Here is a 19,106-nt window from a genome sequence, read left to right as displayed (position 1 = left end):
GCTGCGCTCAATTAGCCCTGGTTGCAGGGATGTTCGGGTCGTCACGGGTGGCTGCGCCCGGCCTCAGCGCATGTGCGATCCGCAGCAGTGAGTCGGGGCCGCCGAAGCTGCCGGGGCGGGTGACGACCGAGCGGCCGTCGGGCGTCAGGCAGTGCACGGCCCCGTGATGGATCTGCCCGATGGGCGTCAGCCGGGCGACGCCGAGTGCGTCCAGGACCCGGCGCGCGGTCTCGCCCCCGGTGAGGACGAGGTCGGCTCCGTGCCCGAGGGCGGCAGCGGCACGGGCCAGCGCGTCCACGAGGCGGCGGGCGGAACCAGGGTGCACGCCGGCGGAGTTGTCGAGGCTGAGGACGGTGATGTCGGACGCGCCGGCCGTGCCGTACACATCGGTCGCGCCGAACGCATCGGCCGCATCGAACGCATCGGCTTCCGCCGGCAGAGTGATGTGACGCGCACCCTCCTCCACGAGATGCGCGATCTGCGCAGCAGCCGTCGGTTCCGCCGTCCCCACGACGACCAGCAGCGGCCTGGGCGCCCCGGGCGACTGCCACTCACCGGGCTGCCGGGCCTCCGACTCCGTCAGCTGACGGCCGAGCGCGGCGGCCAGGCCGCCGGTGCCCAACAGCCGTACTTCCGAATCGAGTTGGAGGGTCGCCTGCGCTATCGCGTCCAGGTCGTCGTCCGCCTCCGTGTCGCACACCGGGTGGTATCCGAGAGCGAGGCAGGAGTGCAGCTCTGCCACCAGCTCCGGCAGCGGGGCGCGCACGACGGCGAGGGGCACGACCCGGGTCCGCAGACCGTCGAGCGCGGCCGCGACCGAGTGGGGTGCGCTGCGCGGCTCGGCGCGCCAGGCGTCCGTGGTGTGCAGCGGAGCGCCGTTGAGGTGGACGACGCCGCCTTGCACAGTGCGCCCGAGTGCGGGCAGGGCGGGTGCGATGACGACGCCTGCGGCCTGTGCCGCGTAGGCCTCGGCCTCGGTCGCGAGGTTGCCGCGCAACAGGGAGTCGACCTTCTTTAGCAGGACGACTCCCTCGGCGCGCATGCCGTGCGGGCGCATGCCCCAGCGGAGCGCTTCGGCCACCGCCCGCGCCGCCGGTCCGGGCCCCAACTGCCTTGAGTCAAGGTCGAGTACGACGGCCGCGCTCTCGTCGGATGACGCCCACGGGGTGACGTCCGCGGACGCGGCGGAGGAGTTCCGGCCGGCGTCGACCGTCCTCAGCACGATCCTGCTGCGCAGCCCGAGGACGGCTGCGGTCTCCGCGGCTCCTGACAGATCGTCCGCGAGGGCGAGCACGCGGCGCGGCGTCCACCCGCCGTTGGTCTTCAGGGACACGGGCACCTCCTCGGGCTGCCCGGTCGAGCGGCCTCGGCGCCGATGATGACACAGGTTGCGCGAACTGCGCGAGACCTCTTGCGCAGTTCGCGCAATCGTGCCACCTTTTCCGGCGCGACACCTGTGACGCCGCCCGGGGCTCGGGCGGCGTCAGCCGGAGCCGGTCGCCATCCGGAATGCGAGAAGGTCGACGATGACCCCTACACACCAGAGCAGGCAGAGCACGACGGGACCCACCACCGGGCGCACGCCGAGTACGTCGCGCACGCCGAGCGCCCTGTGCGGCGCTCCCCCGCGAGAACCCCTCACCCGCCGCACCCTGCTGCGCGGCGGCGCAGCAGGCGGCACCGCGCTCGCCATCGGCCCGCTGTTCGCCGCCTGCGCGGGTCCCACCGGAACGCCCGGCCCCGGCACGCTGACCCTGGGCCTCAACCGCTCCTTGGTGAGCCTGGACAACAAGCTGAACCAGTTCGAAGCGGCCGTCACCGTGCAGCGCGCGGTGCGCCAGGCGCTCACCCGTATCGGCCCCGGCATGAAGCCGCAGCTCGTCCTCGCCGACCGGTTCGAGATGACCGCGCCGACCGTGTGGTCCGTCCGGCTGCGCGAGGGCATCCGCTACTCCGACGGCAGCCCGGTCACCGTTGCGGACGTCGCCACGGCGCTGCGCATGTACGGCAAGGTCAACGGCTCCTTCCTGCTCAGCCTCTTCCCCGAACTGCCCACCGTCGAGGCGACCGGCGAGCGCACCTTCCGGCTGCGCACCGAACGCCCGCTGCCCGCCATGGACCGGCTGATGGCCAACATCCACATCACCCCGGCCAAGGCCAACCGCCCCGAGGAACTGCGGAGCGGCATCGGCACCGGCCCCTACCGCGTCGCCCGCGCGAACAGCGGGGCCGGGGATTACACGCTGGCCCGCAACACCGCGTACTGGGGCGCACGTCCCTCCGTGGACACGGTGCGGGTCCGCTTCGTTCCGGAGGAGTCCAGCCGCGTGGTCGCCCTGCGCAGCGGCGAACTCGACGTCGTCGACACCCTCACCCCCGACTCGGCCGAGCAGCTCACCGGACTGCCCGGGGTCCGGGTCGACGAGCGGCCCGGGGTGCGCATGTGCCAGCTGTTCTTCAACTTCCGCAAGCCCAAGGGTCATCCGCTGGCCGATGCCCGGGTGCGGCACGCCCTCACGTACGCCATCGACGGTTCGGCGCTGATACGCGATGTACTGACCGGCTCCGCCGAGGAGGCCGGCGGGGTGGTGCCACTCGCCCTCGAAGGGGCGGTGCGCACGGGCTCGTACACCTACGATCCCGGCAAGGCGCGCACGCTGCTCAGGTCGTACGGTGCCGACGACCTGAGCATCAACATCATCTGGGAGTCGGGCGAGTTCGCCGCCGACACCTCCGTCATGGAAGCCGTGCTCGACATGCTGGGCGACGTCGGCGTGCGGGCCCGTCTCCAGCAGTTCGAGCCGGGGGGCGACATCCTCAAGTGGCGCCAGGGCCGGGCCGGCGACTGGGACGTCATCGGAAACGGCTTCAGCAGCCCCACCGGACAGGCTCTCACCATGCTGCAGGGCATGTACGGCGGCACGGCGGCGAAGGAACGTACCCGCGACGCCTTCATGGGCTACGTCGTGCCCCGCGTCCAGCGCCAACTCTCGGCCGCGGCCACCGAGGTGGACGAGGCCGAACGCAACCGACGGCTCACTGCCGTCCAGCACGCCGTCTGGGACACCTGGCCCAGCCTGTGGGCATTCGCGCCCAAGACGCTGCTCGCACGCCGCGGTCGGGTCCGCGGCCTCGCGGTGCAGCCGATCAACTCCTACGACCTGTCCGCCGTGCGACTGGAGGGCTGAGGCATGCCGACCTACCTCGCCCGCCGGGTCGGCCAGGGCCTGCTGACCGTATTCCTCACCCTCACCGTCGTCTTCCTCCTGGTACGCCTCGCCCCCGGTGACCCGGCCACCTCCTACGCGGGGCCGAACGCCACCACGGCCGATCTCGCCCGCATCCGGACACAGTTCGGCCTCGACGATCCGCTCCTCACCCAGTACGGGGTCTTCCTCAAGGACCTCGTCACCGGGAATCTCGGCACCAGCTACTCCTTCCACTCCCCCGCCTTGGACGTGGTCCTCGACCGGATGCCGTACACCATCACCCTTGCCGTCTCCGCGATCGCCGTCACCGTCGTCACAGCCGTACCACTCGGGGTGTGGATGGCACGCCGCGCCGACACCAAACGAGAGCTCGGCGCCAATGTGCTCACCGTCGCCGGGCAGTCCATGCCGGACTTCTGGACCGGCGTGATGCTCCTGACCGTCTTCGCGGTGCTCCTGCCGGTGCTGCCCGCCTCCGGGTTCACCTCCTGGAGCGGACTCGTCCTTCCGACGGTCACCGTCGCCGTCCTCCAACTGGCCTTGATATCCCGCCTCGTACGCCGCGAGATGAGCAGCGCCCTCGGCTCCGCGTACGTCACCGTCGCCCGCTCCCGCGGCGTCTCCGAGCGCGCCCTGACCTGGCGCTACGCCCTGGCCAACTCGGGCGTCCCGCTGATCACCGCCATCGGCACGCGGTTCGCGGCCCTGCTCAACGGTGTCGTGGTCGTCGAGGTCGTCTTCGGCTGGCCCGGCGTCGGCTCCCTCGTCGTACGTGCTCTGGAGACCCGCGACTACCCGCTGATCCAGGCCACCGTCCTGGTCACCGCGACCCTCGCGATCCTCGTCCAGCTCCTCGTCGACCTCGCCTACCCGCTGCTCGACCCGCGGGTACGACTCGGAAAGGCGGCCTGAGCCATGGCCACCGCCCTCACCGGCACGGGTCCCGGGGCCCGGCCCAGTGCCGTCACCGCCCGCGAACTCGCCCGCGCCACCGCGACCCGGCAGCAGCGCGGCGCCCGCCTCAAGGTGTGGGCCGGGTCCGTCTGCACCGCCCTGGTCGTGCTGCCCGTCGTCCTCGCCGGGCTGCTGCCGCTGCCCGACGCCAACGCCCAGAACCTGGCCGGGCGCCGGCTGCCGCCGCTCGCCGACGGGCATCTGTTCGGCACCGACCAGCTGGGCCGCGACCTGCTCTCCCGCATCCTGCACGGCGGGCAGGTGTCGCTGACCGTGGGGGTGCTCGCCGTCGTCGTCTCCGGGCTCATCGGCGTGGTGGCGGGTTCTGCGGCCGGCTACTTCGGGGGCTGGACCGACGCGGTCGTCTCCCGGCTCCTGGAGGCCCAACTCGCTCTGCCCCTGCTGATGATGCTGCTCCTGGTGGTCGCCCTGTTCGGCGCTTCCGTCACCGTCATCACCTGCGTGATCGCCATCGCCCAGTGGCCGGAGGTGGCACGGCTCACCCGCTCACTCGTCCTGGTCGAGCGCGAGAAACCGTACGTGGCGGCCGCACGGGTCCTGGGACTGCGCGGCTGGTCGATTCTGGGTCGGCACGTCATCCCGAACATCGTCCGCCCGGCGAGCCTGGTGATCCTGCTGCTGCTCGCCCAAGCCGTGCTCCTGGAGAGTGCGCTGAGCTTCCTCGGCGCGGGCCCTCAGCGGCCGTTCGCGACCTGGGGCCGGATCATCTCCGACGGCCAGGACTACCTCACCACCTCCTGGTGGCTTGTCACCCTGCCCGGTCTGGTCATCGCTCTCCTGGTGGTGGGCGTCAACCTGCTCGGCGACGGACTGCGGGACCATACGCGGCCCCAGAAGGGAGCGTGAGCCATGACGGTGCCTCGCGATCGGCACGCGTCGCGTCCGGAGACGCCCCTCCTCGACGTCACGGACCTCCAGGTCGAACTCGTCACCGCGCACGGCGTCGTACGTGCCGTGGACGGGGTGAGCTTCACCGTCCGGCGCGGCGAGACGGTCACCCTGATCGGCGAGTCGGGCTGCGGCAAGTCGACGACCGCCATGGGCGTCCTGCGGCTGCTGCCCGAGGGGCTTGCCGTGCTCTCCGGCAGCGCACGGATCGCGGGCCGCGACCTCGTCGCCGAACCGGGCGCCGCACGCGAGGTCCGCGGCCGGACCGTATCCCTGATCCCGCAGGACCCGATGACCGCGCTCAGCCCGGTCCACACCGTCGGCCGGCAGCTGGGCGACGCGGTACGGCTGCGCCATCCCGGCCTCACCCGGGCGAAGGCCCGCGAGAGGGGCATCGAGCTGCTCGCACAGGTACGCATCCCCGATCCGGGGTCCCGCTGGAAGTCCTATCCGCACCAGTTCTCCGGCGGCATGCTCCAGCGCATCCTCATCGCCATCGCCCTGGCCGCCGAGCCGGATCTCCTCGTCGCCGACGAGCCGACGTCCGCCCTGGACGCGACCGTGCAGGCAAGCGTTCTCGACCTGCTGATGGAGCTCCAGGAACGCACCGGCGTCGGGATGCTGATGATCACTCATGATCTGGGGGTGGCCCGTCTGGTGTCCGACCGCATCCACGTCATGAAGGACGGACGGTTCGTGGAGTCGGGCACCGCTCAGGAAATCGTGGAACGGCCCGTCGAGCCGTACACCCGGGACCTGCTCGCGGCCGTTCCGCGCCTCGGAGCCTGGGACGAGGACGGCACACACGAGGACAGCACACACGAGGACGACACGCACGAGGGCGCGGACGGCACAGCCCCCGACGACGGCAGCGCATCCGCCGAGCCGGGCACGACCGCCACGCAAGGAGCAGCCACGTGACCGATCAGCCCCTCCTGACCGTCGAGGACCTCGTCGTCGAATACGCCACCCCGCGCGGCCCGTTCCGTGCGGTCGACAAGGTCAGTTTCCGCGTGCCGCAGGGCGGTTCGGTGGCCATCGTCGGCGAGTCCGGCAGTGGTAAGTCGACGATCGCCCGCGCCCTGGTCCGGCTGCTCAAGCCCGCATCGGGACGCATCATCTTCGACGGTACGGACATCGCGGCGCTGCCGGAGCGGCGCCTGCGACCGCTGCGCCGCCGCATCCAGATGGTCTTCCAGGACCCCTACGGCTCCCTCGACCCCCACCTCACGGCCCAGGAGATCGTCGCCGAGCCGCTGCTTCTGGAGGATGGAAGCAGCCGGGCCCAACGCGCCCGCTGTGCGGCCGAGTTGATCGACCGGGTCGGACTGTCCGCCTCCGCGCTCCAGCGACGGCCGGCCGAGTTCTCCGGCGGCCAGCGTCAGCGCATCGGCATCGCGCGAGCCCTCGCGTCGCGCCCCGACCTGCTGGTGTGCGACGAGGCCACCTCCGCGCTCGATGTGTCCGTACAGGCCCAAGTTCTGGCTTTGCTACGGGAGTTGCAGGCCGAGACCGGCATCGCCTATCTCGTCATCGCCCACAACCTCGGTGTCGTGCGGGAGATCAGCACCGAGGTCGTGGTGATGCGGGGCGGCCGGATCGTGGAGCGCGGTCCCACCGGCGGGGTCCTCGCCTCACCCGCCGAGCCCTACACCCGGGCGCTGCGCCGCGCCGCGCTCGACCCCACCGCCATCCGGGGCGTCAAACCCCGGCACCTGCTCAGCATCGGCACCACCCCGGAAGGAACCCCCTCGTGACCACCTCCGCCCCCATCGGCCTCGACCTGCCCGGCATCCCCGTCCCCCTCTCCCGCCTGGTCCTGGGCACCATGACCTTCGGCGACACCGTCGACGGCGCGGGTGCCGCGCACATGCTGGACGCGGCACTCGACGCGGGCGTCACCGGAGTCGACACGGCCAACGGCTACGCGGGCGGCGAGAGCGAGCGCATCCTCGGTCCGCTGCTCGCCGGGCGCCGGGACCGTATCGTGCTCGCCACCAAGGCCGGCATCGCTCACCCCGACCAGGGCGAAAATGCCCCGCTGTCCCCCGCCGGCCTGCGCGCCGCGCTCGAAGGCAGCCTCAGCCGGCTCGGCACAGATCATGTGGACCTCTTCTACCTCCACCAGCCCGACCGGAGGACGCCAGTGGCGGAAACTCTCGCGACCGTCGCCGAGTTCCTCGCCGAGGGCAAGATCCGCTCCCTTGGCGTCTCCAACCACGCGGCCTGGCAGATCGCCGAACTGGTGCGGGTGGCCGACGAGGTGGGCGCCCCGCGCCCGGTCGTCGCCCAGCAGCTGCACAACCTGCTCGCCCGGCGCATCGAGGAGGAGTACGTCGAGTACGCGGCGGTCAGCGGGCTGCGCACCATGGTCTACAACCCGCTGGGCGGCGGCCTCCTCACCGGCCGCCACCAGTTCGGCCAGGCCCCCGCCGAGGGGCGGTTCGGCGACTCCAAGCTGGCCGCGATGTACAAGGAGCGCTACTGGGACGCCCGCCTCTTCGAGGCCGTCGACGCCCTCACGAAGATCGCCGAGAGGGCAGGCATCCCGCTCACCGAACTCGCCCTGCGCTGGCTCCTCGACCAGGACAGCACCGATGCGCTGCTGCTCGGCAGCTCCCGCACCGAGCACCTGCACGCCAATATCACCGCCGCACAGGCGGGGCCGCTGCCCGCCGATGTGACCGCCGCCTGCGACGAGGTCGGCGCCGCGCTGCGCGGCCCGATGCCGGCGTACAACCGCTGAGCACCCGCTGCCCGGCCTGCTCCCGGGCCCGCCTGACAACGTACGGAGTTCCCGCATGACCGCCGCACAGTCCCCCGCCCCCGGCACCCCCGCCGCGTTCGCCGCCGCCCTGCGCGCCCGCGAGCAGCTCATCGGCTACTGGTCCGTCCTCGACTCCCCCGTGTCCACCGAGCGCATCGCCCGCCTCGGCTACGACTACGTGGCCCTGGACGCGCAGCACGGCCTTCTTGAGTACGCGGGTCTGCTCGCCTCGCTCACCGCGATCGACACCAAGGGCTCCTCCGCCGTCGGTCTGGTCCGCGTCGAGGCCAACGAGCCCACCTGGATCGGCAAGGCCCTCGACGCGGGCGCGGCCGGCGTCATCGTCCCACTCGTCGACAACGCCGAGGACGCCGCCGACGCGGTGGCCGCCGTGCGCTATCCGCCGCTCGGCATCCGCTCCTACGGCCCGATGCGCTCCGGCCTGCGGATCGGGCCCAACCCTGCCGACGCCCATGAGCAGACGGTCGTCCTCGCGATGATCGAGACGGCGGACGGACTGGCCAACGTCGCCGAGATCTGCGCGACCCCCGGCCTCGACGGCGTCTACATCGGCCCGTCCGACCTGCGGATCGCCATCGGCGGCGCCACCTCGACCGACCCCTCGGTCACCGACGAGTTCGAGGCCGCGCTGACCACGGTCCGCGAGGCCGCGGCCGCCGCCGGGATCGCCGCCGGGATTCACAACGCCGACGGCGCGAGCGCCGCCAAGCGTCTCGCCGAGGGCTTCACCTTCGCCACGGTCGCCTGCGACCTGGTGCATCTGGAGCAGATCGCGGGCAGCCACCTGGCCGCCGCGCGCCCGGGCACGGTGTCCCGGTGAGCGCCCCGCAGACGACGCCTGCCGCACCCGGCACCAGCAACGGTCTCCCACCGCAGGACGCCGATGGCGTCCTGCGCCCCCACTCAACTCAACCAGGGCGCGCGGAAGCCCACTTGGCGGCCCCCGCCCCCGCCGTGCAGAACCACGCCGCGAACCTCACGGTGCTGCCCGGCGGCGACCTGGGCTGTGTCTGGTTCGGCGGATCCCAGGAAGGCGTCGCGGACATCTCGGTGTGGTTCTCCCGGCTCGCCGCGGGTGGCGACACCTGGTCCGCTCCTGTGCGCCTCTCCGACGACGCCACCCGCTCCGAGCAGAACCCCCTCCTGTTCCCCGCGCCGGGCGGCGAACTGTGGCTGCTACACACCGCACAGCGGGCCGGGCACCAGGACACCGCAGAGGTCCGGCTGCGCGTCAGCGGCGACAACGGCGTGAGCTGGGGTCCCTCGCGCGTCCTGTTCCCGGCCACCGCCCGGGGCGGCGTATTCGTACGGCAGCCCGTGGTCGCGGCGAAGGCGGGGCGGCTGCTGCTACCGGTCTTCCGGTGCGTCGCCGCGCCCGGCGAAAAGTGGTCGGGCGGGCAGGACACCAGCTCCGTGATGCTCAGCGACGACGAGGGCCGCACCTGGACCGAACACGAGGTGCCCGGCTCCACCGGCCTCGTCCACATGAACGTCCACCCGCTCCCGGACAGCTCGCTGCTCGCCCTGTTCCGCAGCCGCCGGGCCGACGCCGTGTACCGGTCGGTGTCGCACGACGCGGGAGAGACCTGGACCACACCGCGGCCGCTGGCCGTGCCGAACAACAACTCCTCTATTCAGTACCTGCCGTTGGCCGACGGACGGCTCGCCCTGGTCCACAACCACAGCAGCGCCGCCGACGCCACCGCACGCCGCGTCTCCCTGTACGACGAGATCGATGAAATCGATGAGATCGCCGTCGAGTCGGACGACGCGAGCGCGAAGGACGCCGGCCCCGGCACCGGCAGCGGCACTCCCGAGCTATCCGACGCCGCGTTCTGGGGCGCCCCCCGCGCCCCCCTGACCCTCTCGCTGTCCACGGACAGTGGCCTGACCTGGCCGCTGCGCCATGACCTGGAGACCGGCGACGGCTACTGCCTGACCAACAACTCCCGCGACGGCCTCAACCGCGAACTGTCCTACCCCTCCGTCGCACAGACCCCGGACGGCTGCCTCCACATCGCCTACACCCACCACCGCCGCACCATCAAGCACCTGCGCCTGAGCCCGGCCTGGGCAGACCGGGAGATCTCCGCATGAGCACCCGCAGCGCTCCTCCCGGGACCACCACTCTCATCACCACGCCCACCTTCGCGCGTTTCTCCCCCGAGCCCTGGCGCCTGCTCGACGAGGCCGGTGCGGGGCCCTTACGCCCCTGCCCGGACGCCGCGCTGCCCGGCGCGGAACTGCGGGAGCGGATAGCCGGGGTGGACGCCCTGATCGTCGGCATGGACCCGGTCACCGCGGACGTCATCGCGGCGGCCGACCGTCTCAAGGTGATCGCCAAGCACGGGGTCGGCGTCGACACCATCGACCTGGCCGCGGCCCGCGCCCACGGCATCCAGGTCGTCTGCGCGCCGGGCAGCAACTCCCGTGCCGTCGCGGAATTCACCTTCGGTCTGATCCTGGACTGCGCCCGCCGCATCACGGCCTCGCACGAGCAGGTGGTACGGGGCGGCTGGCCCAAACTGTTCGGCCCCGAACTGGCGGGCCGCACCCTGGCGGTGATCGGCTTCGGCCGCATCGGACGGCTCCTGACCGGGTACGCCCTCGCCTTCGGGATGCGGGTCATCGCCCACGATCCGTACGTGGACGCCCAGGACGTGGCCGCGCAAGGCGCGCGGGCCGCGAGCCTCGACGACTGTCTGGCCGAGGCGGACGTCGTCAGCCTGCACCTGCCCGCGGACCCTTCCGCCGGCCCGCTCCTGGACGGTCGGCGCCTCGCCGCCCTGAAGCAGGGCGCGATCCTGGTGAACGCCGCGCGCGGCGGACTCGTCGACGAGACGGCACTCGCCAAGCTCCTTGTGGACGGCCACATCGGCGCGGCCGCCCTGGACGCCTTCGCCGGGGAGCCGCTGGGCGACAGCCCGCTGCGCACCGCCCCGAACGTCCTGCTCACCTCGCACATGGCCGCCTGCAGCCAGGAGGCCAACCGCGACATGGGCGTCATGGTCACCGAGGACGTCATCCGTGTCCTGGCCGGCGAGACCCCGCTCCGCCCGGCCGTCTGACCCCGCACCGAACGACCCCTCGCAGGCACAACCGTCCCCGCACCCGTCCCGGCAACGAAGCCGGACGACCCCAAGGACCCGACATGCCAAGACCGGCGACGAAGACCACGTCCGGCGACAGCCCGGTCGCTCCAGCCGCGACCACGGCCGCAGTCACCGACCCGTACGCTCTGCGGCCCGAGGACGTCCGCGAAGCACCCGGCGCCTTCACCGGCCGACTGCGCCATCTCGGCCCGGGCTTCGTCCTGTCGGCGGCCGTGGTCGGCTCCGGCGAACTGATCGTGACCACCTCGCTCGGCGCCAGGGCCGGGTTCGCGCTGCTCTGGCTGGTGGTCGTCAGCGCGGGCGTCAAGGTGTGGGTCCAGATGGAGCTGGCCCGCTGGACCATCCTCAACGGCCGTACCGCACTCGAGGGCTACCGCGACATCGGCCCCCGTATCGGGCGCGTGAGCTGGATCAACTGGCTCTGGATCGGCATGGACTTCGCCAAGATGTTCCAACGCGGAGGCATCATCGGCGGCACCGCCGCGGCCTGTTCGATCCTGTGGCCGATCACCGGTGAGGCGCTCAGCTTCCGCTCCCTCACGGCCTGGACGATAGTCGTCACGTCGGTCGCCGTCGCCCTGCTGCGCTCGGGCAAGTACGGGATGGTCGAGCGACTCTGTGTGGCCTCCGTGGTGGTCTTCACCCTCGCCACCGTGGGGTTGGCGGCCGGCCTGCCGTTCACCGAATTCGGCTACGGTGCGGGCGAGTTGGTCGGCGGTCTCAGCTTCCGGATACCCGCGGGCACCATAGGCATCGCTCTCGCCATGTTCGGCATCACCGGCGTCGGCGCCGACGAGATGACGACGTACACGTACTGGTGCATCGAGAAGGGCTACGCCCGCTGGACCGGCCCCGACGACGGCACCGAGCAGCGTGCACGGCGCGCCGAGGGCTGGCTGAAGGTGATGCGCCTGGACGTCGCGGCGGGCTGGCTGGTCTGCACCCTGTGCACACTCTCCTTCTACGTCATCGGGGCGGCCGTCCTGCACCCGCAGCACCTGGTGCCCGAGGGCAACTCGATGATCACGACGCTGTCGCGCGTCTACACCGACACCATGGGTCCCTGGGCCGAGTACCTGTTCCTGGCCGGCGCCATCGCCGTGCTCTTCTCGACCCTGATCGGCTCGACCGCCAGCGTGCCGCGGCTGTGGACCAACACCCTGGGCCTGCTGGGCGTCATCGACTGGCATGACGTACGCGTGCGCGAGCGCACCATCAAGATCCTCACCTTCTGCCTGCCCGCCCTCTGGGCCGCGTCCTACCTCTTCGTGCAGTCACCGGTGCTGATGGTGCAGATCGGCGGCATCGGCGGCGGCGCCTTCCTGCTCGCCGTGGTCGTCGCGGTCTGGCGGCTGCGCTCCACCGGCGTCGAGCGCCGCTTCCGCGGCAGCCCGTGGCTGACCTTCGCACTCGCCGTCAGCAGCGCGGCGATCGTGTTCCTGGGCGTGTACGGGGTCCTGGACGTGCTCGGGGTGAGCCTGGCCGGTGAGTGACACCGCCGGCTGGGGAACGGCACCACTTCCGGTTCGGGAGGTGGCCGGGGTATTGGGTGTCATCAGTAGATGTGTGCCCATTTCGGGGTCATTGAGAGCAGATCTCGGTACTATCTCGGCGGAACGCGTCGAGTAGAGGGGGACTCATGCTTCTGAAGAGGCTGGCCGCCGTGGGGGCGGGTGTCGCACTCGCGGTGAGCCTGAGCAGTGCACCGGCGAGCGCGACACCGCGCACCACAGGTTTCAAGAATCAAGCCACGGATAAGCCGTGCTTGGACTTCCGTGCGGACTACGGTCCGTACGTCTTCAACTGCAATTCCACCGACTACCAAAAGTGGCACTGGAACGACGACTACGAGTACACGGCGTTGCGGCAGGTGGCGACCAAGCTGTGCCTCACACTGCGCAATGACCAACTGACCATGAAGCCCTGTGCCGCTGCCGACGCTGCGGCGCTGTGGACCGTCGACGAGACACAACCCGCGCTGATCAGGAACAGCGTCAGCCACAAGTGCCTCGCGCGGATGGCGAACGACCGCGTCTCCACCGCGCCGTGCACCGGGGGGAACTCCCAACGCTGGACGCTCCGGTAGACCTCCTGGAAGAGGGGAAGCGGGAGTCGGCATTGCGTGTCGACTCCCGATCCAGGACGCATCTGATACACGACGTTCACACGGCCGCGTTGCGCGGGCTGAGCCGCTCCGGACCCCACGGGCATGGGCGGCGCCATCGGCACGTCCGGGGCCCGGGATCGGTTCAAGCATGCGATCTCCGGGCGGATTACGTGGTGGCGCAGGTGACCTGAGCCATCCGGGCAAGCGAGGCGCGCAGTGCGGTGTTGAACCGGTCGGGGCGCTCCTGGTGTGGCATCTGGGCGGCGCCGGCGATCACGCTTACCTCGGCTGCGGGTGTGAGGGCGGCGCAGGCCCGGGCCACCTCCAGGGGGATCGCGGTGTCCAGCTCACCGTGGAGGTAGTGGATCGTCACCTGCAGCCCGGGCAGCATCGGGCGCGGGTCGTAGCAGTCGGCGGTGGCCTGGTGCTCGTCGATGTAGACGCCGGAGTCCAGGATCTGGCGGACCGTCCAGTCGATGAGCGCGGGCGCGGTGCCCGGCGCGTACCACCCCGGCACCCATCCGGCGACCGTACCGGCCCGGTCGCGGCGCAGACCGGCCACGAGCTCCGCCTGAGCCTGAGCCCTCGTCGACGGCCAGTACCCCGGCGCGCCCACCGGGACCACGCCTGCGATCAACTCAGGTCGCCGTACGCCCAGTTCGGTGGCGAAGGTCCCGCCGATCGACGAGCCGATGACCACCGGCCGGTCCAGCCGCAACGCGCCGATCAGCGCCACCAGGTCGCTGACCACCCCGGCGGTGGTGTTGCCCCGGGCGGGGTGGGCCGACCGCCCGCAGCCCCGCCAGTCGACAGTGAGGACCCGGTGGTCCCGGGTGAAGTCGGGCAGCTGGGCGCCCCAGGTCCGGCCGCTGGTGCCCCAGCCGTGCAGGAACAGCAGCGCCGGGCCGGTCCCCTCGTCCTCGTAGTGGAGCGTGGTGTCGTTGACGTCCAGGCTGGGCATGGTTCTCCATCGCCTCATGGGCCCTTGCGGGCCTCGCGGTTCGTGGTGTCCCCAGCCAACCGCGATCACCTCCGCCGACCAATGAGCGATGCGCGCCTACACTGATCGCGAACAGTGATCAATGCTGGTCACGGCGGGCAGGAGGAGCGGGGGCCATGGAGCTGCGTCAGCTGCGCTATTTCCTCACCGTGGCGGAGGAACTGCACTTCGGCCGTGCCGCCGAGCGGTTGCACATCGTGCAGTCCGCGGTCAGCCAGCAGCTCCGCCGGCTCGAACGCGAACTGGGTGCCGAGCTGTTCGCCCGCTCCACCCGCGTCGTCCGGCTCACCGAGGCCGGCCACCGGCTCCTCCCGTACGCCAGGGACATGCTCGCCCTCCAGGCGCGCGCCCGGGAGGCCATCGACGAACTGAGCGCCGAGCAGGCCGCGACGGTGCGCCTCGGCACCAGCTCCGGGCTGGGGGCCCGGCTGGACGCCGTACTCACCGCGTTCACCCGACTTGCCGGACACGCCAGGCTGGAACTCGTCACCAGCGGCACCGAGGAACGGCTGGCGCAGGTGCGGGCCCGGTGATCTGGACGCCGCCCTGCTGCGCGGTGAACGGGCCTTCCCTGGGCTGGAGTTCCTGCCACTGTGGCAGGACGCGCTGATGGTGGCGCTGCCCGCGGGCCACGCGCTTGCCGCGCGGGAGACCGTCGAACTGGCCCGGCTCGCGGAACTACCGCTGCGGCTCTCCCCCCGCTCCCGCAACCCCGCACTCCACGACCTGGTGATGCACTCCTGCCAAGCCGCCGGCTACACGCCTGTCCTGGGCCCGGAGTTCACCAACGACCAGGACACCCTCGCCGCCATCGGCCACGGCTCACCGTCCTGGACGGTCTTCTACGCCCCGCACGCCGATCAGCTCCCCGTGCCCGGCGTGGTGTTCCGCCCCCTGAACGGCCCGGCGCCCCTCATGCAGACCTACCTTGCGGTGCGGAACGGCCCGCCCCGGGCGGCGCTGCGTGCCCTGATCGAAGCCTGCTACGAGGCAGTCGAGTCACGCGGCACCGGCAGCCTTCCACGCTGATGCCCACCACGACCGGGCACCCATCTCAAACGGGATGGCCTGTCAGGTACGGCGAAACAGGGCCTGCCTGATGACCTTTGCCACCACCGCGGGGTGGAACAGTACGGTGGGCGGGGCCACCATGTTGGCCACTCGTACGAATCGGGACCACACCCGCGCGTCTCGGACCGACACCTCGAAGAGGTGCTTGTTGTACCAGTGGGCGATCCTCGCCGTGATGGGCTGATGGTGCGGGTTCCACATGAGATCCGAATTGCTTGACAGCGTCCATGGGGTCAGCAGAATGCGTGCCACCGCGCGCTGGTATGCCCGGATCAGACCATCCAGGTCGTCCTTGCGCGCCGCGTATTTGGCCAGGGTGCGGTGGAGGAGATCAGCCTCCAGTGCGGCCACGGTCAGGCCCTGCCCATAGACGGGGTTGGAGACGCAGACCGCGTCGCCCAGGGCGACGAGTCGGTCCGGCCAATCCTTCATCTTGTGGTAGAGGCACCACTGGTTGTTGATATTGGTGTAGCGATGAGTCCGGCCTTGGTTGGTCCGGGCTTCGATCTGCTCAGCCAGATGGCCATTCTTCAGACTCTTCGCAAAACCCAGGTAGGCCGCGTCCTCGGTCGGTGGCATGTGCTCCTCGAACCCGATCAACGAGCACATCCAGCGGCTCCGCTCGACAGCCAGGATGACGCCACCGCGGGGAATGTGGGGCGCGAAGGTCATCTGGTACGCCAAGTCGAAATCCGGACGGCTCTTGTCCGGCTGGTCGAAGGTCATCGACGTGTACGTGATCTTCGCTTTGACGACTCGCTTGTCGGGCACGGACAGGCCCAAATCGGTGAGCCAGTCGTCCAGAGCACTCGACCGCCCCGAGGTGTTGACCACCAGATCAGCTTCGATTTCCGTCGGCTCCTCAGCGCCCTCCATCCGGCACAGCACCCTGTCCACATTGCCGGAGCTGTTCGTTCTCAGGCCCTCGCACCGTGTGGAAGAAAGGAGCGTCACTTCAGGCAGAGCGAGCACCTTGCCGCGCAGGCGCCGCTCCAGTTCGTCCCGGGTGAGCGCCTGAATCTCGATGCCCGTCCGAATACTCGGTGCGAACCCTGTGGGCAGAAGGAACCTGATGCGCTCTCCGTAGTCGAAAACGGGTGCCCCGATTCCCTGCAGTTCCGCACGCAACCCCGGGAAGAGCCTCTCCAGAATCTCGCCACCCTTGGCCAGCAGGGCGTGGACGTGGTAGCCCTGCGGCGCATGCGGATGGGCACCTGTGCGTTCGTCCACCAGGCCCTGTTCCAGGATGACCACTTCGGAGAAATAATCGGCCAGGACGCGTGCCGTCACGAGGCCCGCATACCCTCCCCCGACGACCACTGCCTTCCCCCACGTGCCGGCGCGCCGGTCGACCCTGTTCTTCATCGGCCCATACCTCTTCCGTCGCCCTTGCTGTCCCACCGGCTCACAGGAACCGGCCCTGTGGCCGGACATGCCACAGGCCGACCCCGCACCGCTGGGCGTACGTACACGAGGGAGACGCCCCCGCGTGCCGATCGGGAGTCGACTCGATCTTTTGCTGCGCTCTGGTGAGCTACCCCGTGACCGCTCCGTCCTACGTCAGCGGCGGGGGCGCACAGCGGCACGACCGGCGTGCACGAACAGACGTGGGTGGTTCCGCGCCGGGCGCCCGTATGCGGAGGCGCGCCGGGCGAGACGACGGTCAAGCGCAGGCTGTCGCCTGGCCTCCCGGCGCAGCCCTCGGACCTGACACCCGTGCCGCCGCGGCTCCCGAGGACTGACAGCGGGACCCGGACCTCACCGAAGCTGTTGTTCAGCGGCCTGTTCCAGTAGCGCTCGTTCGGAGTCCGAGTAGCGCATCGCGGTCTTCTTGTGGAGGCCGCACACTTCGGCGAGGTGAAGCGGTCGGGTCCTTGTCTCAGCGGCTCCGAAATCGCCGTGATCGCGGACCCGTACCGCCTCCGCCATGTCGAGTTCGCCGTTCTCGACGACTGACATCACCTCAACGCCGGGGCGCCTGCCTGCCTACCGTGGTTGAGGCTCGGAGGGCCGCACCGGCGTGGCCGCAGCGGGCAGCTGGGCGAGCGCGGCGATGAACGGGGCGGGAAGGTAGGCGGGCCGGCCGGCCTGGCCCGTTCGGTAGGCGACGTACCCGAGCGAGCCGCCCGCGGCTACCTCTTCGGCCGTCTCCGCTTCGTACACCACCCGACAGCCGCCGGCAGCCTTCTTGGCCCGCTCCCACAGAGCGGGCGCGGGCTTCCGTTCCGCCTCGGTGCGGGGGGTGAAGATGCGGTCGCCGAAGTCGGCCCACGCGAACGGCGTCGAACCCTTCCAGTCCTGATCGACCGCCTCCTTCAGCTTCGCCGCCCGCTCGGCATCGGTGGCGCCCCAGGAGGACGGCACGTTCGTGATGAGGCCGACGGGTATGTGAAGGGCACGCAGCGCGCGCAAATGGGCCGCGGCTCGAGGCATGTACCGCACGCTGTCATCCTCGGCGGTGTGTACCAACGTCTCGCCGAGGTCGAAGTACGCCACCACACACCCGCCACGCGGGCCGGCGTTTCCGGCGGCGTGCGGCGCCTTCCCGGCGGCTGCGCCGGCGGTCGCGGCGGGTACGGTCAGCGCCGCCACGCTGCCGAGGACGAGGAGAATGCGGCGGGGGGTTTTCCGGGCGAATGCTGCGTTCATGGGGGGTGACCTTCTCCGTTGGGGGCATCAGATCGTATACGTGACATGCGCACGCCGTACCCCTGTTTTGCGCGGGAAGGTACCTTCTCCTGCTGCGGCCATATCACCCGTGAGGTAAGGAAGTTGATTACGCGTCAGCTTGAAGCGGTCACCGCCCGGCCCGCCCTCCACGGCGAGCGCCGTCACCCCAGCACGGCTCTTGGGCTGCAACCAGCTTCTGCACCCGGCCGACGCAGGAGGCCGGCGTGTCCGCGCCCGCTGGAAGCGCGCGCCGAGGGCAATGTCGTCGTTCGGCGATCACAAGCACACCTGAGCGAGTCTGCGGGCCCGGCCCAAGGGTGCATCGCTTCCTGCGGTCGGCCTTGACATCCCTACGATCCTACGGAGATCGCAGACGTGATGTGGTCGGACAGCTTTGGTTACTGTGGGCAACCCAATTACCTGGAGCCTCACCTCTTAACCAACCCACCCCAGCACCAACTCGTCAGCCTCTAAGGCAGGTTGGAAAAGGCTCAATGACCAGACCACTGTGACTTTGACAGGCGATCAGAGGAAGCCGCAAAGCCCGGTTATGCGAGGTCACCCGGACCATGAATGCCGGGCGGGTCCCCCGAAGATTCGCCAGGTGGACCTGACGAAACGCCTGCGGGCAACCGAAACCGGACCCACCCCCACTACTTTCGCCAAGTTTCTGACAGCACCCATCAGACGGGTTATTTTCTGATGCAAGGTGCCCCATACCAGAGGCATCAAGGCAAAGGGGGAATAAAACATGCGCAAGATCGCTTTAACCGCCGCAGGGATCTCTCTCGCTGTGGGTACGCTCGGACTCGCCGTAGCGCCCAGCGCCAGTGCGGCGACGCCCTGTCCCAGTGGAGCCGTGTGCATCCGTGAGACGAACGGCAACATCCTGAGCAAGAACATTTTCTACAGCTACGGCTCCCACAACCTGTCGAACGTCACCGGCGACCGGGTGCTGGTCAACAATCAGACCGGCGGCGCGGGCTTCCAGGTCTGCTACGGGTACAACGGCGTCAACTGCTCCGTCGTGATGCGCGGTACGGGCGAATCCGCGCCCTACAACATGACGCCGATCAACTCCGTCGTCCTCGTGAGGTAGTCAACACCCAGGACACCAACGGCGAAGCCCCGGAGACAGCTCCAATGTTCCGGGGCTCTGCGCTGCCGTCACGGTCGGAACGGCTGGGTCGGTTCCCGGTTGAACGGACATGAGCACGTACGGACATCAGGCGGATCACAACACAGAGCAGGCGGCGGCACGGTGGGCGGCAAGCAGACCGAAGCG

The 19,106-nt window shown here is 70.4% G+C and carries 17 protein-coding genes and 1 pseudogene; 13 read left to right on the top strand and 5 right to left on the bottom strand.

Annotated features, from left to right (window positions below; genetic code table 11):
- Positions 1-7 precede the first annotated feature (7 nt).
- A complete protein-coding gene (locus tag ACH4FH_RS35610; RefSeq protein WP_398560107.1) occupies positions 8-1,333 on the bottom strand; it encodes a four-carbon acid sugar kinase family protein in 1,326 nt (441 codons plus the stop codon).
- A gap of 193 nt (positions 1,334-1,526) precedes the next feature.
- Here ACH4FH_RS35610 and ACH4FH_RS35605 point away from each other — a divergent pair, with 193 nt between their 5' ends.
- The 11 genes from ACH4FH_RS35605 (at position 1,527) to ACH4FH_RS35555 (ending at position 13,059) form a co-directional block, all read left to right on the top strand.
- On the top strand, positions 1,527-3,188 hold the full coding sequence (locus ACH4FH_RS35605) for an ABC transporter substrate-binding protein (protein WP_398560106.1): 1,662 nt from the start codon (positions 1,527-1,529) through the stop codon (positions 3,186-3,188).
- A 3-nt stretch (positions 3,189-3,191) separates the two neighbouring features.
- Complete coding sequence (locus ACH4FH_RS35600) at positions 3,192-4,121, top strand: ABC transporter permease (protein ID WP_398560105.1); 930 nt, start codon at positions 3,192-3,194, stop codon at positions 4,119-4,121.
- 3 nt (positions 4,122-4,124) lie between these two features.
- The gene (locus ACH4FH_RS35595) at positions 4,125-5,030 is read left to right on the top strand and encodes an ABC transporter permease (RefSeq protein ID WP_398560104.1); all 906 of its coding nucleotides are present in this window, start codon (positions 4,125-4,127) and stop codon (positions 5,028-5,030) included.
- Positions 5,031-5,033: 3 nt separating this feature from the next.
- A complete protein-coding gene (locus ACH4FH_RS35590) occupies positions 5,034-5,993 on the top strand; it encodes an ABC transporter ATP-binding protein (RefSeq protein WP_398560103.1) in 960 nt (319 codons plus the stop codon).
- Positions 5,990-6,829 (top strand): ATP-binding cassette domain-containing protein, encoded by an 840-nt coding sequence (locus ACH4FH_RS35585; RefSeq protein WP_398560102.1) that lies wholly within the window; start codon positions 5,990-5,992, stop codon positions 6,827-6,829. Before ACH4FH_RS35590 ends, ACH4FH_RS35585 begins: the two co-directional genes overlap by 4 nt.
- A gap of 71 nt (positions 6,830-6,900) precedes the next feature.
- Positions 6,901-7,818 carry an aldo/keto reductase gene (locus tag ACH4FH_RS35580; RefSeq protein WP_398560119.1) on the top strand — a complete coding sequence of 306 codons (918 nt, stop codon included), beginning with the start codon at positions 6,901-6,903 and terminating at the stop codon, positions 7,816-7,818.
- 55 nt (positions 7,819-7,873) lie between these two features.
- On the top strand, positions 7,874-8,680 hold the full coding sequence (locus ACH4FH_RS35575; RefSeq protein ID WP_398560101.1) for an HpcH/HpaI aldolase/citrate lyase family protein: 807 nt from the start codon (positions 7,874-7,876) through the stop codon (positions 8,678-8,680).
- Entirely contained in the window at positions 8,677-9,957 is a 1,281-nt protein-coding gene (locus tag ACH4FH_RS35570) for an exo-alpha-sialidase (protein ID WP_398560100.1), read from the top strand. Before ACH4FH_RS35575 ends, ACH4FH_RS35570 begins: the two co-directional genes overlap by 4 nt.
- Positions 9,954-10,928, top strand: a complete 975-nt coding sequence (locus ACH4FH_RS35565; RefSeq protein ID WP_398560099.1) for a phosphoglycerate dehydrogenase — start codon at positions 9,954-9,956, stop codon at positions 10,926-10,928. The genes ACH4FH_RS35570 and ACH4FH_RS35565 overlap by 4 nt, the downstream gene beginning before the upstream one ends.
- A gap of 83 nt (positions 10,929-11,011) precedes the next feature.
- Positions 11,012-12,466 carry an Nramp family divalent metal transporter gene (locus tag ACH4FH_RS35560; protein WP_398560098.1) on the top strand — a complete coding sequence of 485 codons (1,455 nt, stop codon included), beginning with the start codon at positions 11,012-11,014 and terminating at the stop codon, positions 12,464-12,466.
- A 146-nt stretch (positions 12,467-12,612) separates the two neighbouring features.
- Complete coding sequence (locus ACH4FH_RS35555) at positions 12,613-13,059, top strand: RICIN domain-containing protein (protein ID WP_398560097.1); 447 nt, start codon at positions 12,613-12,615, stop codon at positions 13,057-13,059.
- Positions 13,060-13,246: 187 nt separating this feature from the next.
- Here the strand turns inward: ACH4FH_RS35555 and ACH4FH_RS35550 are convergent, their stop codons facing one another.
- Entirely contained in the window at positions 13,247-14,041 is a 795-nt protein-coding gene (locus ACH4FH_RS35550; protein ID WP_398560096.1) for an alpha/beta fold hydrolase, read from the bottom strand.
- 155 nt (positions 14,042-14,196) lie between these two features.
- Here ACH4FH_RS35550 and ACH4FH_RS35545 point away from each other — a divergent pair.
- A pseudogene (locus ACH4FH_RS35545) lies at positions 14,197-15,109 on the top strand (LysR substrate-binding domain-containing protein).
- 42 nt (positions 15,110-15,151) lie between these two features.
- On the opposite strand, the gene ACH4FH_RS35540 reads toward ACH4FH_RS35545, so the two are convergent.
- The 3 genes from ACH4FH_RS35540 to ACH4FH_RS35530 all read right to left on the bottom strand — a co-directional run bounded on the left by ACH4FH_RS35540 (position 15,152) and on the right by ACH4FH_RS35530 (position 17,800).
- Complete coding sequence (locus ACH4FH_RS35540; RefSeq protein ID WP_398560095.1) at positions 15,152-16,516, bottom strand: FAD-dependent oxidoreductase; 1,365 nt, start codon at positions 16,514-16,516, stop codon at positions 15,152-15,154.
- 393 nt (positions 16,517-16,909) lie between these two features.
- Complete coding sequence (locus ACH4FH_RS35535) at positions 16,910-17,110, bottom strand: hypothetical protein (protein ID WP_398560094.1); 201 nt, start codon at positions 17,108-17,110, stop codon at positions 16,910-16,912.
- Between the two features lie 27 nt (positions 17,111-17,137).
- A complete protein-coding gene (locus tag ACH4FH_RS35530) occupies positions 17,138-17,800 on the bottom strand; it encodes a hypothetical protein (RefSeq protein ID WP_398560093.1) in 663 nt (220 codons plus the stop codon).
- 880 nt (positions 17,801-18,680) lie between these two features.
- Between ACH4FH_RS35530 and ACH4FH_RS35525 the strand changes: the two genes are divergently transcribed.
- Entirely contained in the window at positions 18,681-18,920 is a 240-nt protein-coding gene (locus ACH4FH_RS35525; RefSeq protein ID WP_393890920.1) for a hypothetical protein, read from the top strand.
- Positions 18,921-19,106: the final 186 nt, after the last annotated feature.

This window comes from Streptomyces sp. NPDC017993, assembly GCF_044328065.1.
In the GTDB taxonomy this organism is placed as follows: domain Bacteria; phylum Actinomycetota; class Actinomycetes; order Streptomycetales; family Streptomycetaceae; genus Streptomyces.
The sequence above is the reverse complement of the archived record's forward strand: the minus strand, read 5'-3'. Positions and strand labels throughout refer to the sequence as shown.